At 40.3% G+C, this 15781-nt stretch carries 13 protein-coding genes; 6 read left to right on the forward strand and 7 right to left on the reverse strand.

The annotated features are described in order from the left end of the window. The first annotated feature begins 236 nt into the window (after positions 1 to 236). Positions 237 to 2324 (forward strand): polyribonucleotide nucleotidyltransferase, encoded by a 2088-nt coding sequence (pnp, locus tag HMPREF0023_RS12845; RefSeq protein WP_171055766.1) that lies wholly within the window; start codon positions 237 to 239, stop codon positions 2322 to 2324. An 84-nt stretch (positions 2325 to 2408) separates the two neighbouring features. Beyond that, positions 2409 to 3632, forward strand: coding sequence for a magnesium transporter CorA family protein (locus tag HMPREF0023_RS12850; RefSeq protein WP_005083789.1), 1224 nt, complete (start codon positions 2409 to 2411; stop codon positions 3630 to 3632). 29 nt (positions 3633 to 3661) lie between these two features. Here the strand turns inward: HMPREF0023_RS12850 and HMPREF0023_RS12855 are convergent, their stop codons facing one another. Together HMPREF0023_RS12855 and HMPREF0023_RS12860 are read right to left on the reverse strand one after the other, a co-directional pair. After that, entirely contained in the window at positions 3662 to 3988 is a 327-nt protein-coding gene (locus tag HMPREF0023_RS12855; RefSeq protein ID WP_004637727.1) for a chaperone modulator CbpM, read from the reverse strand. A gap of 11 nt (positions 3989 to 3999) precedes the next feature. Beyond that, positions 4000 to 4959: a DnaJ C-terminal domain-containing protein gene (locus tag HMPREF0023_RS12860; RefSeq protein WP_004637728.1), complete on the reverse strand. Its 960-nt coding sequence runs from the start codon at positions 4957 to 4959 to the stop codon at positions 4000 to 4002. Between the two features lie 163 nt (positions 4960 to 5122). Here HMPREF0023_RS12860 and HMPREF0023_RS12865 point away from each other — a divergent pair, with 163 nt between their 5' ends. Then, positions 5123 to 5473 (forward strand): hypothetical protein, encoded by a 351-nt coding sequence (locus tag HMPREF0023_RS12865; RefSeq protein ID WP_004637729.1) that lies wholly within the window; start codon positions 5123 to 5125, stop codon positions 5471 to 5473. Between the two features lie 109 nt (positions 5474 to 5582). On the opposite strand, the gene HMPREF0023_RS12870 is transcribed toward HMPREF0023_RS12865, so the two are convergent. The 3 genes from HMPREF0023_RS12870 to HMPREF0023_RS12880 all read right to left on the reverse strand — a co-directional run bounded on the left by HMPREF0023_RS12870 (position 5583) and on the right by HMPREF0023_RS12880 (position 10647). Next, entirely contained in the window at positions 5583 to 6455 is an 873-nt protein-coding gene (locus tag HMPREF0023_RS12870) for an Hsp33 family molecular chaperone HslO (protein ID WP_017396559.1), read from the reverse strand. 108 nt (positions 6456 to 6563) lie between these two features. Continuing rightward, entirely contained in the window at positions 6564 to 8381 is a 1818-nt protein-coding gene (locus tag HMPREF0023_RS12875; RefSeq protein ID WP_004637731.1) for a cation:proton antiporter, read from the reverse strand. 40 nt (positions 8382 to 8421) lie between these two features. Continuing rightward, entirely contained in the window at positions 8422 to 10647 is a 2226-nt protein-coding gene (locus HMPREF0023_RS12880) for a primosomal protein N' (RefSeq protein ID WP_017396558.1), read from the reverse strand. A 148-nt stretch (positions 10648 to 10795) separates the two neighbouring features. Between HMPREF0023_RS12880 and gspF the strand changes: the two genes are divergently transcribed. From gspF to HMPREF0023_RS12895, 3 genes are all read left to right on the forward strand, one after another. After that, positions 10796 to 12001 (forward strand): type II secretion system inner membrane protein GspF, encoded by a 1206-nt coding sequence (gene gspF, locus HMPREF0023_RS12885; protein ID WP_004637733.1) that lies wholly within the window; start codon positions 10796 to 10798, stop codon positions 11999 to 12001. Beyond that, complete coding sequence (gene gspG, locus HMPREF0023_RS12890; protein WP_004637734.1) at positions 12001 to 12630, forward strand: type II secretion system major pseudopilin GspG; 630 nt, start codon at positions 12001 to 12003, stop codon at positions 12628 to 12630. Before gspF ends, gspG begins: the two co-directional genes overlap by 1 nt. A gap of 263 nt (positions 12631 to 12893) precedes the next feature. Further along, positions 12894 to 13238, forward strand: a complete 345-nt coding sequence (locus tag HMPREF0023_RS12895; RefSeq protein ID WP_004637735.1) for a hypothetical protein — start codon at positions 12894 to 12896, stop codon at positions 13236 to 13238. An 88-nt stretch (positions 13239 to 13326) separates the two neighbouring features. Here the strand turns inward: HMPREF0023_RS12895 and lnt are convergent, their stop codons facing one another. Together lnt and HMPREF0023_RS12905 are read right to left on the reverse strand one after the other, a co-directional pair. Beyond that, positions 13327 to 14886 carry an apolipoprotein N-acyltransferase gene (gene lnt / locus HMPREF0023_RS12900; protein WP_004637736.1) on the reverse strand — a complete coding sequence of 520 codons (1560 nt, stop codon included), beginning with the start codon at positions 14884 to 14886 and terminating at the stop codon, positions 13327 to 13329. Then, positions 14883 to 15722 carry an HlyC/CorC family transporter gene (locus HMPREF0023_RS12905; protein ID WP_004637737.1) on the reverse strand — a complete coding sequence of 280 codons (840 nt, stop codon included), beginning with the start codon at positions 15720 to 15722 and terminating at the stop codon, positions 14883 to 14885. The genes lnt and HMPREF0023_RS12905 overlap by 4 nt, the downstream gene beginning before the upstream one ends. Positions 15723 to 15781 lie beyond the last annotated feature (59 nt).

Consider the following 15781-nt stretch of genomic DNA (forward strand, 5'->3'; position numbering starts at 1 on the left):
TTCGGTATTTCGCATGTTGCTATGCTTTATCGCTGAAAAGAGAGTTTCATCTAATTCACATTAGATGATTTTTAGAAGGGGCGCTTGTTCGCTCCTTCTTTGCGTTTAACTTTTTTAAATTTTGGTCTAGTGTGATGGCTTCTAAGCTTTGTCATTTATCTATAATCGTTGTAGTCTGAATGCCAAACCTTAGGGGTCTCACTAGAATTAAAACTAGGAAAATACAATACATGTCTATGTTTAATATCATTCGTAAAGAATTTCAATTTGGTCAACACCAAGTTGTTTTAGAAACGGGTCGCGTTGCACGTCAAGCAAATACAGTTTTAGTCACGATGGGTGGTGTAACTGTTTTAGTCGCAGTTGTTGCGCAACCTAAAGCAAAAGCGGGTCAAGATTTCTTCCCACTTACTGTTAACTATCAAGAAAAACAATATGCTGCTGGTCGTATCCCAGGTGGTTACGGCAAACGTGAAGGCCGTGCTTCTGAAGCTGAAACCTTAATCTCACGTCTAATTGACCGTCCAATTCGTCCGTTGTTCCCAGAAGGTTACTTCAACGAAATCCAAGTGACTGCAACTGTGGTTTCTTCAGACAAGACCATGGATGCTGACATCGCAGCGATGCTTGGTACTTCTGCAGCATTGTCTATTGCTGGCACACCTTTCCGTGGTCCAATCGGTGGTGCGCGTGTTGGTTTGATCAATGGCGAATATGTTTTAAACCCGAACTTTGAACAACTTGCACAGTCTGATCTTGACCTCGTAGTTGCAGGTACAGAGTCAGCAGTATTAATGGTTGAGTCTGAAGCGAAAGAACTTTCAGAAGACCAAATGTTGGGTGCTGTGCTTTTCGGTCATGACGAAATGCAAATTGCGATTCAAGCAATTAAAGAATTTGCTGCCGCTGCAGGTGCAAAAGAGTCTGATTGGGTTGCCCCAGCTAAAAATGAAGCGTTGCTTGAGCAATTGAAAACTGCGTTCGAAGCGAAGATTTCTGAAGCATATACCATTGCAGTAAAACAAGATCGTTATGCGGCACTAGATGCGCTTTATGCAGAAGCAGTTGCTCAGTTCGTTCCTGAAAATGACGAAACGGGTATTGCTGACGAAGTAAACGAACTATTCGAAGACCTCAAATACCGTACTGTGCGTGACAATATCCTATCAGGTAAGCCACGTATTGATGGTCGTGATACTAAAACTGTTCGTGGTATCGACGTTCAAGTAGGTGTATTAGATCGTGCGCATGGTTCTGCATTATTCACACGCGGTGAAACTCAGGCGTTGGTAACAACAACTTTGGGTAACACACGTGATGCATTGATGGTAGATACCCTTGCTGGTACTAAAACTGACAACTTCATGTTGCACTACAACTTCCCTGCATACTCTGTAGGTGAAACAGGTCGTGAATCAGGTCCTAAGCGTCGTGAAATCGGTCATGGTCGTTTAGCGCGCCGTGGCGTTCAAGCAGTTCTTCCTGCGGCTGACCGCTTCCCGTATGTGATTCGTATCGTATCTGACATTACTGAATCTAACGGTTCATCTTCAATGGCTTCTGTATGTGGTGCTTCATTATCACTGATGGATGCTGGTGTTCCACTAAAAGCACCAGTTGCGGGTATCGCAATGGGCTTAGTGAAAGAAGGTGAGCGTTTCGCAGTTCTTTCTGACATCTTGGGTGATGAAGATCACTTAGGTGATATGGACTTTAAAGTCGCAGGTTCTGCAAACGGTATTACTGCGCTTCAAATGGACATCAAGATCGAAGGGATCACTGAAGAAATTATGGAAGTTGCATTAAACCAAGCATTTGCTGGTCGTATGCACATCCTGAATGAAATGAATAAAGTGATTTCACGTGCGCGTGCAGAGATCAGCGCAAATGCGCCGACTTTCGAAGTGATTAATATTAATCCAGATAAGATTCGTGATGTGATTGGTAAAGGTGGTGCTACCATTCGTGCTATTACAGAAGAAACTAAAGCTGCGATTGATATCGAAGACAATGGTACAGTTCGCGTATTTGGTGAAACTAAAGCTGCTGCTCGTGCTGCGATTGCAAAAATCCAAGCACTGACTGCAGAAGTTGAACCAGGTAAGATCTACGATGGTAAAGTGATTCGTATCGTTGAATTTGGTGCGTTCGTTAATATCATGCCAGGTACTGATGGCTTACTTCATATTTCGCAAATCTCGAATGAGCGTATTGCAAACGTGACTGACGTATTGAAAGAAGGTCAGGAGTTGAAAGTACAGGTTGCTGATGTCGATAACCGTGGTCGTATCAAGTTAACGATGAAAGACATCGAACAAGCTTAATCACTGTTTGAAATACAAAAAGTCCGCTTCGTGCGGACTTTTTTATGGCATGATATTTTTAATTCCAACCTAAATATGAGCACTATGCAGCTTTATTATTTCTATCGCCACAATAGTGAAAATACAATTTTTATGAGCGTACAAGAACAACAACAGCATACGCTTGAATTTCTATGGGTGGATAGCTTAAGGCAAGATTTAGTGAATCACTCAGAGACTTGGCAAAACAATATTTACGAGCAGACAGGCATTGTCTTGAATGAATTTCATATGCGAGATTTGTTGAATATTGAGCATCCATGTGCTTTTGATACCGTCGAAGAATATGATTTATTGGTCTTTCGTAAGCTGATTAGTGCGGATGATCAGATTTATGAAAATGATCCTGTGTTAGATGTACATGAGAGTGTATTTGGTCTTGCAACAACCCCAATGAGTTTTATCTTGACGCCACGAATATTGGTGAGTGTTCGTGAACAAGGGAATATGGCAGTTGAAAACTATGTTCAACGTTTACAAATGGTCATGGAGCGGGCGATTTTAGAACAAAACAAGCCTCGTAAATTACCGAGTACTCCAGCTGATTTGTGTTTACGATTACTCAATAGCATGATTGATGGTTATCTGAATCTACGTACGCCGTTAACTCGTCGTGTTGAATATTGGCAGCAACAACTATTACAGGGAAATCGTCGTTTTAAACAGTGGCATCAGTTGTTTCATGAAGATATGGCGTTTCAGCAAATCGAAAACTTATGTGAGGAACAAATTGAGACCTTACAGGAGTTTCGAGATGAATTGGTCGATAACTATCATCATGTTGTGGGTGAACGAAAATACAAAACGCAAGATATTCTTTTGGTTCGCCTAAATGATTTGATGAGTCATATTGAGCGTGTGCAAAAGCATACGCTTCGGTTGCGAAATGCGATTCAATCAGCAATTGATTTACATTTTTCTGCAACGGCAAATCAGACCAATGAAAATATGCGTATTTTGGCGATTATCACGGCTGTATTCGCACCATTAACCTTATTGACGGGGATTTATGGAATGAACTTTGAGTTTATTCCTGGATTAAAATCACCTGTTGGATTTTGGATTATGCTGGGCGTGATGCTGATGACTACCATATTGCTGCTGTACTATTTCTATCAACAGCATTTAGTTGGACGAGGCGAGCGTAGTGTGATTGATTTGCTGGCGCAGCAGCACAAGCAACGTAATATTAATTTATTGTGGTTCTTGGATTATGAACCTATTAAACAAACTCTCAAAGAAGTGGAGAAAATGACTAAGCTGAAATAGCTTATCTAAGCTCAGTCATTTTCTTTTGTTCAATGAAAATGTTTGAGCTGTTTACGCAATTGTTGTACTTCATCAATCAAATCCAGCATGACAGCAACTGCTGATAAGCTCGCATCGAAATCACGTTGTAAGCGATATGCTCGACGAGCACGGGCAACATCTTCACCGATGAATTGATAATTTTGCGGCTCAACTGTGATTTGCAAAATATCGTAATCAATCAATTTGAGTACCCATTCAGTACTTTGACCACATGCTTCTGCGAAATGTTCAAGATCAAGTGCCAATTGTTCATCAACGATTTCAACTTGGCAATGACCGTCATATTGAATTTCTTTGTATTGAATAGTTGTCATGATCTTGCTCCTTATGAGGTACGAGCTTTGAATGAAGAGAACGCTTCAGCGAATTGTTGATAAGCCTGTTGTTCTTGTTCACTCTGTGCAGCTGGTAAAACAATATTAATGATCAAATAAAGGTTACCTGCAGTTTTGCTAGGAATTCCTTTGTCTTTTAGACGAAGTTGTTGACCATTTTTTGCATTTTTCGGTAAATTGACTTTGAGCTGACCCGCAGGGGTACTGACTTCAATGCTTTGACCTAAGCCCGCTTCCCAAGGTGCAACATCAATGGTTTGATAAACGTCAGCACCTTCGACGCGGATTCTGTCTGTATCTTTGTATTGAATCTCAATATATAAGTCGCCATTTTCACCGCCATTGATTCCATTTTGTCCTTGACCTGTGAGGCGAATTTGTTGACCTTCTTTCATTCCTTTAGGAATTTTGACTTCTAATGTCTTGCGCTGAATTTCAGGTTCACCATAAACATTATAGGTTGGAATCTGTAAGGTAATTTGCTGTGTAGAACCTTGATAAGCAATACTTATATCCACTTGAATTGAGGCGTGTTGATCTTCACCCCGATAACTGCGTTGCTGACGTTGTGAGCGTTGTTGACCGCCACCAAATCCAGCACCGAAGCGACCAAATAGATCTTCAAAACCGCTAAAGTCGGCATCGCCTGAGCTTTGACGATAAAATTGAGAGCCATCAAATCCACTTGAACCTTGGTTGAATCCACCTGTTCCTTGTCCAAAACCAGAAAAATCCTGTGGATGATCCAGCATCTGGTCATATTCAGCTTTTTTATCAGCATTGCTTAAGGTGTCATAGGCGACATTGATCGCTTGCATCTTCTCTTCGGCATCTGCTTCTTTGCTGATGTCGGGATGATATTTGCGTGCGAGTTTGCGATAGGCTTTTTTGATTTCATCTGCTGAGGCATCGCGGGTCACGCCTAGTTCTTCGTAGTAATTCTTTGTCATTGTTTATCGTCATAATCTATTACTTTTCATTCTATTATTTGACGATTAAGCAGGAAAAAACAGAGGGGATGTGTGTTGATATTGTTTCAGCAAGAACCTTTATACTTCACAGCATAAGGGTCATCCCAAACATCTTAAATGTAATTTAAAAGTAGGTTATCAAATGAATTCTCAAGAATTTGCAGAGAAAATAAACGAATATATTGTCGATGAAAATTTAATTCTTTATAAGAAATTATTTTTTAATACAAAAATAGAGGATGTGAAAGATCCATACTGGCTAAAGGCACAATCATTATTTGATTCTTTGCCTGAAGAGAATAAAGAAGTTTTCTTTGAAATAATTCATCAAATTATGGTTGATACTATTTCAACTTTTTTGGGCGTGCTTGATGGTACTAGTGATTTAGGTGAAGCTGATGATGAGTTTAATCTAAAAAATGGGGATGAAGTGTTAGATGGTTGTTTACAAGACTATTTTCTTTGTTTGATCGAGCAGAACAGAAAAAAATAATTTTAAAATATTGTTGAATGGAAAAAGTATAAAATTTGAAAGATGGTTACCACATGATTATATTTGAATGGGTAACCAACTTTAAAACATTAATTTAAGCTAATACTAATTAACTCAAATGCTCACCGAACAAGCCTAAAGCTTCTTCAGCGGTAAACTCATAACGTGTGTTACAGCATTGGCAATCCATTTGAATTGGGTTTTGGATTTCAAGGGATTCATGTACTGCCGCTACACCAATTTGAATCAAAGCATTGGCACAACGCTCTCTAGAACAGGTGCAACCAAACTTTAATTGCTCGGCCTCAGGTAAACGCACTTCTTCCTCATTATACAAACGATAAAGAATTTCATTGGCTGACAGGTCGGTTAACTCTTCAGGTTTTAAGGTCTCAGTGAGCATAGTTAAACGTGGCCATAAGTCTTCATCAACGAACTCTTGTTCCTCTTCATTACGAGGAAGTAGTTGAATCAATAAACCACCTGAACGTTGACTATTGGTTGCTAGCACAATATGAGTTGGGATTTGTGCTGATAAATCATAGTATTGTATTAAACAACCTGCCAAAGTTGGTTGATCAAGGGGAACAATACCTTGATAACGCTCGCCATGTTCAGGTTCAATATTAATGAACAGAACAGGATTGGTTAATGATGCAAGCACAGTGCGACTATCAGTACCTTCAGCGAAACGAGGATCTTCTTCATAATCAGCCAAAGCACGGACTTCACCTAAATGGTTACACTCAGCCATTGCCCATTTGAACGTACCAGTTGCTTGAATTTGTAAGCTAATACGCCCTTGGATCTTCAAGGTGCTTGCAAGTAAAGCTGTTGCACTTAACATTTCACCTAATAAGCTTTGTACCGCAGGCATATATTCACGTTTCGCCAAAATGGTTTGTAGTGCTTCTTCCAAATGAACTATTTCACCGCGAAAAGGACTATCTTCAATAAAAAAGCGTTGGCGTAAATCAGACATTTTTTTCTCCAGCTCCTCAAATGAGGAAAACAAAGCGGTGCTTTGCCTTGAAAGCTTATACGATGGTGAACGGTTATCCATTCAATAATGGTGTCATTTTACGAAAACTCAAGTTGTTCCATGCGGTGAATTTGCATCACTTTGTTGGTTTTGTTCATTGCTCATTCGATCAGTATTTAAAGTTTTTGTATTTTCAAATAAATATTCCAACTCTGCGATTACACTCGGATAAGCTTCAATTGAGTCAAAATCATCACCAGTCGAATAGCGTAAATCAAATAATCGCTGATCATGGCTTTGAAATTGTTCGATTTGGGCTCTAGCTTCTTCACTTGAAAGACCTGTCTCTGTCAAAGCCAGTTGCGCCATACTCAAGGATGAGACATAGGTTTCACGCCAGATATGCTGAATCCCCATATCTTTTAATAAGTGCGCATGATGACGATCACGTGCCCGAACAAATAAGACTAAATCAGGATAGTTTAGACGGAGGTGACGCGCCAGATTCATGCTGTCTTCAACATCATCAATCGCAAGGATCAGCAATTTACAATATTCGATCCCTGCTGCTCTTAGATTTTCGACCTGAGTGACATCTGCATCAAAAAAGCGATGTCCATATTGCTCAATAAAATCAGCATCGGGTTGATTGCTATCAATCACGCTCAACTGTTGACCTTGTGCATGTAAGGCACGCGCAACCACTTGACCAAAACGGCCAAATCCAACAATCAAAATTGGATGTTGGGGAATATCTGGTGTCTGTGCTGCTATTTTCTTATGCAATATTGGTAGTCGTTTGTTATTCACCAACCAGAAAACTAGAGGCGTCAGAAGCATCGAGCCAAAGATCACCCATAGCGCAGATTCAAAAATCGGTTGAGCAAGAATTTGTTCTGCGACAGCAATATTCAACAGGATAAAACTTAACTCGCCACCCTGAGCAAGGGCAGTGGCAGAAAGAAGGCTGAGTTGTTTGTGGCGCTGGTGATAATAGCTGATAGCTGCGATGACCACAGTTTTGATCAATACTAAAGAAAAGATTGATCCCAAAATTAAAAGTGGTGATTCGAATAAAGGAAGTACTGAAAGATTTAAGCCGATTGCAAGGAACAAGAGTCCTAGCGCAGTATCTTTATATGGATGAACAATACGTTCAACTTCAGTGTTGAATTCAGTATCTGCGAGTAATAATCCTGCTAAAAATACGCCAATTAAAATATGAATATTTAAAATATCCATGATGACAATAATAGAGAGGATTGTTACAAGACCTAATACAGGAATAAGTTCAATACTATTGCGCTTGGCTAAATAGCGAAACGCAGGTCGTATCAGAAAACGACTGGCTAAGAACAGTCCTGAAACTGTCGCAATGATGGCTGCAAAATACGCGATACCATGTCGTGTTGTTGCTGTATCATCCCACAAAGGAAACAAGACAATAAATAATATCGCTACAAATACTTGCATCTGTATAGCACTTAAAATGGATTGTCCAAGTGTGCTATTTGATTTTTGTTGGTGATGAAGCAATTGTTGAACCAAGGTTACAGCGGAAAGTGCTAGTGCTACACCAAGAACGATACTGCTGGCAAAATTATCAAAGAGGAAAAAGCAGATACTGGTTAAAATTAAACTGATGGTCAGTAAACTTAAGCCACTGTTTTTTAAAATGGTATAGCGTTGTATCCACAGCTGGATTGGGCGAAATGCTAAACCGAGAAAGAACATCAGCAATAGCATGCCTAATTCGGTAATTTGAGTAATAAATTGGGTATCTGTGATCAGTGCAAAGCCACTTGAGCCGAGTAAAAGCCCAGCAATTAGATAACCCAAAACAGTATTTGAGGTATATCGTTTTGTGAGTGGGACAATAATTAAAGCCGCAGTTAGTAAAAAAATGATGGATAGCAGTAAGGACATCTATTGCCTCAAATTTTTCTGTTTTGCATAGGGAATTAGACTAACTAAACTCTTGTGGATCAACATCGATGGATAGCCTGAGTTGGTGCTGACGAGGTAAATGTACCACTTGTTGCCACCATTGACGCAAATAAAAATGCAGTTTGGCGCGATCGGCCGACAAAATCACCATATGGGCACGATAGCGTCCAGCTTTACGTTCCATCGGTGCAGGAATTGGTCCCCAAATATCAACTAAATCACCAGCCATTGTTCTGAGTTGTTGTGCAATATCCGTCAAGAAATGCTGGCTATACTCTCGATCTTTCGATTCAACACGTATCAATACCGTATAACGATAAGGAGGGAGCATTGCAAGTTTGCGCTCAGCCAGCATTTGTTTGGCTACCGTACGATAGTCATGTTCAATTAATGTGGTGAGCATTGGATGGTCAGGGCGAAGACTTTGTAAATAGACATTCCCTTTATGTTCGCCTCGTCCAGCACGTCCAGCCACTTGTACTATTAATTGTGCAGTACGTTCAGGGGCGCGGATATCCACGCTCAGTAAACCAGCGTCAATATCTAAAATAGCCACCAAAGTTACATGTGGGAAATGATGTCCTTTAGCAAGCATTTGTGTGCCCAATAAAATACTCGGTTTATTTTGTTGGATACGGTCATAAATTTTCTGCCAACTTCCGACACGGCTGGTACTGTCACGATCAACTCGAATCACTTCATTGTGAGGAAATAACTCTTGTAAATGTTCTTCAAGCTTTGCCGTTCCAGCGCCAATCGTTTTTAAACTTTGTTTTTGGCATGCTGGGCAATGATCAGGGAGGCGATTGATGGTGCCGCAATGATGACAATGTAAATAATGATAAGGCTGAGAATGAAGGGTGAAATGCGCATCACAATGGGGGCAATTGGCTTGCCAACCACAACTTTCACACATCAGAATCGGTGCATAACCCCGACGGTTGAGAAAGATCAACACCTGTTCTTTGCGTTCTAAAGTGAGTTTGATCTGCTCAATTAAATTTTGGCTGATACCATGTTTTTTCTTGGCAATTTTTAAATCAATCACATGCATTTTAGGCAGGACAGCGACGCCAGCACGTTGATTGAGTTCCAGTAGATGTAGTTTGCCTGACTCGACCAGATGATAGCTATCGATACTCGGTGTTGCAGATCCAAGAATCACAGGACAGTGTTGTAAGTATCCTCTGTAGAGCGCTACATCACGGGTATGATAACGAAAGCCTTCTTGCTGTTTATAAGAAAGATCATGCTCTTCATCGAGGATAATCAGTCCGAGATGAGGAAGCGGCGTGTAGATCGCAGAACGAGTCCCGATCACAATCGAAGCTTTACCTGTTTGCGCGTGTTGCCATGCTTGTAAGCGCTTCGAGTCATTTAACCCTGAGTGTAATAAAGCAATATCACAATGAAACCGTGATTTAAAGCGAGCGACAGTTTGAGGGGTAAGGCCGATTTCTGGAACCAGTACCAACACCTGCTTACCCTGCTTTAATACTTCATGCATGACTTGCAGATAAACTTCAGTTTTGCCACTGCCTGTTAAGCCATCCAGTAAAAATGCTTGGTAATGATGCTGCTCTTTGAGGATTTGTTGAATCGCTCTTTTTTGATCCTCATTGGCTGTGAGTGGTACTTGCGCCAATTGTACAGGTGTGGGGCTAAAATCATGTGGTTCCAGACAACACTCAACCAACCCTTTCTTTTCTAAAGCTTTCAGTGTTGCAGTTTCAACACCACTGAGGTTCAAGACATTTTCAGTGGTGCCATGAGGATGTATTTTTAAGATTTGATACGCCTCATATTGTTTTGGAGAGCGTTTCAATAATGCATTCGGATCATCATTTGGCACGATTTTCCACAGATGAAATAAAATGTCTAATGCACGCCCTTGTCTGAGTAGTGTGGGGAGGGCACTTTGCATCACTTCGCCAATTGGGAATTGATAATACTGAGCAGACCATGTCATCAAAGTTAAAACGTGTTGATCTAATATTGCTTCTTTATCAAGTAATTCAGTAATTGCTTTCAGTTTAAATTGACCTGTGAAAACTTGATTAGGATCAATTTTTTCAACAATGATACCTACGAGATTTTGTCGTCCGAACGACACTGCAACACGCGCTCCAATCTGTGCTTGTTGATACTGTTCGGCACTGACCGTATAGTCAAACGTGTCATACACATATACGGGTAGGGCAACTCGAATACGGTACAAAATGGCGTTAGAATTTTCGCTAGGCATATTGGTTTCATTCACGTGTAAAATGGCATGACTGTATGTCATATAATTATGCTAAAGTGCTGAGCGTTATGTATAAATGAATATGAATGATTCCAGCATATGGATGCAACAGTAACGACAACTATTTTGGGACAATTAGAACAGAACCATGCCAGCTTATCAATTTACTGCTATTGATGCTTCTGGAAAGCAACATAAAGGTGTGCTTGAAGGAGATTCTGCACGTCAAATTCGTCAACAGTTACGAGATAAAGCATGGACGCCAATCGCGGTCGATGCCGTTGAGCAAAAAGACAAACAACAACATCGCTCATGGTTTAGAAAAGGTTTTAGTGCTTATGATCTGGCTTTGATGACACGGCAACTTTCTGTTTTAGTGGCGGCGGGTATTCCATTAGAAGAGGCATTGCGTGCGGTTAGCAAACAGAGTGAAAAATCGCATGTCCAAAATCTATTGATCTCAGTGCGTTCAAAGGTGTTAGAAGGGCATTCGCTGGCACAAGGGATGCAACAATCAGGTCGTTTTCCTGAGCTGTATATTGCCACAGTTGCTGCCGGTGAACGATCAGGGCATTTGGATCTGATTTTAGATCAGCTTTCAGATTACACTGAAAATCGTTTTGCCATGCAAAAGAAAATTCAGGGTGCAATGATTTACCCAATTATCTTGATGCTGATGTCCTTTGCAATTGTTATGGGACTGATGACCTATGTTGTACCCGAAATTGTGAAAACATTTGAGCAAAGCAAAGAAGCCTTGCCTTGGATTACCGTTGCCCTGATGAAAGCCAGTGCTTTTATTAAACAGACATGGGTGGCAATGTTGATCATTGGGTTTATTGCTGTGATTCTATTTACCCGTTTCTTAAGAACGACAGCAGGTCATTATGCATTTGACCGATTAACGCTCAGATTGCCACTATTTGGTAAACTTTCACGTGGTATAAATGCAGCACGTTTTGCCAGTACTCTGTCTATTTTGACACGTTCTGGTGTTCCTCTGGTTGAGGCTTTACGTATTGGCGCAGAGGTGAGTAATAACTGGGTAATTCGTGATGCAATTACTGTGGCGATGGAACGTGTCACCGAAGGGGGGAATCTAGCAACACAACTAGAGCGTTGCGGCTATTTCCCACCAATGATGGTACAAATGATTCGCAGTGGTGAAGCTTCTGGTGAGTTAGATCGAATGTTGGATCGGGCATCAACCATGCAAGATCGAGAGGTCACCACATTTATCTCCACCTTGTTGGCATTACTTGAACCTTTAATGTTGATTTTTATGGCAGCAATTGTGTTGGTGATTGTGATTGCGGTAATGTTGCCAATTATTAATATGAACAATATGATCTAATGAGTGACATGAAAGAGATGAATATGAATAATTCAATGAATAAGCACAATGTTGAACAAAGCTTGAATACTTGCACTCAAAGCATAGCGGCGCGGTCGAGCGTTGTTCGAATGAAGCGTGCCCACTCCGAGCATAGCTCTCCATCTTGCACTTATCCTCGTACTCGAAGCATAGCTTCTCGTCTTGCGGCACGTTCGAGTGTTACTCGAATGAATCGTGCCTCAGGATTTACGCTCATCGAAGTGATGGTTGTTATTGTAATTCTTGGTGTGCTTGCTGCGTTGATCGTTCCGAATGTGATGGGGCGTGGTGAAAAAGCAAAAGTGGATACCACACAAATTACTTTAAAAGGTGTGGCGGGAGCGTTAGATCAATATAAGTTGGACAATGGTCGATATCCATCAATGCAAGATGGTGGTTTAGATGCTTTAGTGAATCAGCCTGCATCTGCAAAAAATTGGTTGCCTGGTGGTTATGTGAAAGGTGGTTATCCAAAAGACAGTTGGGAAAATGATTTACAGTATGTCATTCCAGGCCGTGATGGACGCTCATTCGATTTATATTCATTTGGTGCAGATGGTAAAGAAGGCGGAGAGGGTAATGATGCCGATATTTATTATCAACCATAATTTTTAATTAAAAATATCACTTCACTCTTAAGTTAGATGAATAAGGAGTGAAGTGATAATGTTTCTTAATAATAAAGCCAATCATAAGTTTTTGAAATAAAAAGAATTGATAAAATATTATAGATTTGAGATTTATAATAAGAATTATTCCTATATTTAATGGTTACAAGAAAAAAGAAATAAGAGTCAAAATAGACTTTTTCTTTAGATCAAAGCTTTGCATAATAAATTTAGATCATTGAATTGACGTGTGGAGATAACAGATGAAAGCATTTTTTGTGTTGGATGAACTGAATCAGTTTCATTGGGCAATGCTGAAATCTGTATTGCTTATTTTAACTTTATTACCAATTAGTCAAGGTGCTTTGACTTTATGGCAAACAACTGAAGGCAGTAGCCAAATTATGATTGGCTTTTTTGCATTGAGTATGTTGAGTGCATGGTTTGTCTTATGTTTTTTAAGTGCTTTGAAAACTAGTGTTTGGCGTCATGCAGATTTGATTTCCAAATATGAGCAATTTTTATTTAAAACCTATCGTTATATTCCCATGTTATTTTTGTCTAGTTTAGTTGCGTATTTATCTTTGCAATTATCATTGGTATTTTGACTCTAATTCAACATTAACTATTGGTCATCATAAAAATATTCTTAGGATTAAAAAAAAGAGCGTTTTTTAGTAAAACGCTCTTTTCATCTTATCGACGTGATTTGAAAGAAACATCGACCTTACGTGGACGATAGATCCAACCTATGATTAATAAAAGCAATGAGAAGATCAGTATTGGATAATCACTTAAACGACTATATAAGGTTTGCCCTTGCATAGCAGGTAATTCCCCACGTAATACTGCTTCTTCATCGATAGGTGCTTGTTTAACAATATGTCCATGATGATCGATAAATGCGGTGACACCGGTATTGGTTGCACGAATAAACCAACGTCCATTTTCTTTGGCACGCATTTGAACCATTTGTAAATGTTGCCAAGGGCCTGCTGTACCTGTAAACCATGCATCATTCGAAACTGTAATGAGAAAGTCACTATTGAGTGCATTACGACGGGTTAGATTTGGATAGGCGACTTCATAGCAAATCGCTGCTGCTAAAGCATGACCTTTAACCATCAATGGTTTTTGGTTGGCTTCACCACGAGAAAATCCAGCCATACTGACATCATTTTGCATGGCTGGTAGTACCCACTTCAACATTCCTGATAGTGGAATGTATTCGCCAAAAGGAACTAAACGTTGTTTCTTGTATAAACCAGAAGAATCACTACCTGAAGCCATAATACTATTGTAGTACATTGGCTCACCCGCTTGTTGCGACTGAGGAATATCCCAGTATGGTATGCCTGTAACCCAAGCCGTGTCGGTCTTTTTGGCTTGGACAGCCATCGCCTTTAGAAAATCAGGAATATCAGTTTGAAACAAAGGAATCGAAGACTCTGGCCAAACGATGAGGTCTTGTCCCCATTCTGTACGTGATAAATTGGCATAAATCTCAAGGGTCTTAATCTGATATTCAGTCAACCACTTGAGATCTTGGGGAATATTCCCTTGAAGTAAAGAAACCTTGAGTGGTTTTTCGTCTTTGGGTTGAACAAATTGAATAAGCCCTGCACCCCATGCACCGATCAATAACAGTGCAGAAGGAATCGCCCAAAACCAGCGTCGATTCAGAATTTCCACCAGCGCGCAGGCAAGTACGATCACTACAAATGAGACGGCATAGATACCAAATAATGGGGCATAGCCATCTAAAAAGCGTTCAGTGAAGGCATAACCAGCAAATAACCACGGAAAACCAGTGAACACCCAAGTTTTGGTCCATTCAAACAAAACCCAAAGTGGGGCAAAGGTCAGAGGTGTTTCTGGGAAAAAGCGACGATATAGCCATGTTTGCAGGGCAGTAAACAGCCCCATTAACAATGCCATGATGCTGATCATTAAGACACTGAGAACTGCATTGGTATCGCCGTAGACATGAATGGACGTATAGAGCCAAAAAGCGCCTACAAACCATAGCCCAAAACCATAGGCCCAGCCTAATATGAAGGCTTGTTTAGGGTTGCGTTGTCTCAAAGTCGCATATAACAATGCAGGCGATAGAATCGCAAGCCACCAAAAATAATAGGGTGCCAGTGCCAAACTAAAGATCGCACCTGAAATGAGAGCAATCAATAAGGGAATAATAAAAGGCAACTGTTTTTGATTGTTGGCAGGGCTTAACAGCTTGTCAAAAAAGTTTCTCATTGACGGACTGCTCGAATCAGGTGAATCGTACGCGCATCTGCTTCAATAATCGTAAATTGCCATGTTCCAAGTTCGATGGTTTGACCTTGTAAATCACTGACAAGACCAATTTCTTGGAGTAATAACCCACCCATAGTTTCAACTTCATCATCAGAAAAGTCTGCATTGAGCACCGTATTGAAATGTTCAATTGGGGTTAATGCTTGCACAATCCATGTATTTGAAGTCGTAGGATCATTATCAGGAACGATAAATAATGCTTCTTCATCCGCAATATCATGCTCGTCTTCAATTTCACCCACAATTTCTTCTAGAATGTCTTCAAGTGTGACTAAACCAGAAGTTGAACCATATTCATCAATAACAATAGCGATATGCGTTTGTGTATTTTTAAGCATCCGCAGAACTTGATCGGAACGTGCACTCTCAGGAACAAATAAAGGTTGTCTCATTAAAGCACGAATATCAACTTTCACATTGCGATCTGTTAAGAACGGTAAAAGATCTTTAGCTAACAGAATCCCGACTACATTATCGCCTTGTTCCGATGAAAAAACTGGAAAGCGAGAATGCGCTGAGTCGATAAGAACATCTAAGATATCGAGTAATTGGTCATCTTCCTGCAAGCTAATAATCGCTGTACGAGGTGTCATGACTTCTCGAATCTTTGTTGCTGGCAGATCGAGAACACCCTCAAGCATAGCAACAGTATCTGGCTCTAAAAAGCGACGGGAGTCTTGAACTAACTTGAGTAATTCATCGCGGGTTTCGGGTGCGGTTCCTAACCATTTTCTTAAGCCACGCATACCCCACGACGGACTGGATTCCTCGATCATGATCTTTCCTAAAGACTCTCTATATCAATTAGATGATTTTCATCATACCGAAGATAAAG

Origin of the sequence: Acinetobacter sp. ATCC 27244, from assembly GCF_000156555.1 — a bacterium.
Taxonomy (GTDB): domain Bacteria; phylum Pseudomonadota; class Gammaproteobacteria; order Pseudomonadales; family Moraxellaceae; genus Acinetobacter; species Acinetobacter haemolyticus.

Bases quoted from the DNA above. Each gene is read 5' to 3' on its own strand.
- HMPREF0023_RS12905 (WP_004637737.1), bottom strand. From the start codon at position 15,722: ATGATCGAGGAATCCAGTCCGTCGTGGGGTATGCGTGGCTTAAGAAAA.
- HMPREF0023_RS12855 (WP_004637727.1), bottom strand. From the start codon at position 3,988: ATGACAACTATTCAATACAAAGAAATTCAATATGACGGTCATTGCCAA.
- lnt (WP_004637736.1), bottom strand. From the start codon at position 14,886: ATGAGAAACTTTTTTGACAAGCTGTTAAGCCCTGCCAACAATCAAAAA.
- HMPREF0023_RS12865 (WP_004637729.1), top strand. From the start codon at position 5,123: ATGAATTCTCAAGAATTTGCAGAGAAAATAAACGAATATATTGTCGAT.
- HMPREF0023_RS12870 (WP_017396559.1), bottom strand. From the start codon at position 6,455: ATGTCTGATTTACGCCAACGCTTTTTTATTGAAGATAGTCCTTTTCGC.
- HMPREF0023_RS12860 (WP_004637728.1), bottom strand. From the start codon at position 4,959: ATGACAAAGAATTACTACGAAGAACTAGGCGTGACCCGCGATGCCTCA.
- gspF (WP_004637733.1), top strand. From the start codon at position 10,796: ATGCCAGCTTATCAATTTACTGCTATTGATGCTTCTGGAAAGCAACAT.
- HMPREF0023_RS12880 (WP_017396558.1), bottom strand. From the start codon at position 10,647: ATGCCTAGCGAAAATTCTAACGCCATTTTGTACCGTATTCGAGTTGCC.
- gspG (WP_004637734.1), top strand. From the start codon at position 12,001: ATGAGTGACATGAAAGAGATGAATATGAATAATTCAATGAATAAGCAC.
- HMPREF0023_RS12850 (WP_005083789.1), top strand. From the start codon at position 2,409: ATGCAGCTTTATTATTTCTATCGCCACAATAGTGAAAATACAATTTTT.
- HMPREF0023_RS12895 (WP_004637735.1), top strand. From the start codon at position 12,894: ATGAAAGCATTTTTTGTGTTGGATGAACTGAATCAGTTTCATTGGGCA.
- HMPREF0023_RS12875 (WP_004637731.1), bottom strand. From the start codon at position 8,381: ATGTCCTTACTGCTATCCATCATTTTTTTACTAACTGCGGCTTTAATT.
- pnp (WP_171055766.1), top strand. From the start codon at position 237: ATGTTTAATATCATTCGTAAAGAATTTCAATTTGGTCAACACCAAGTT.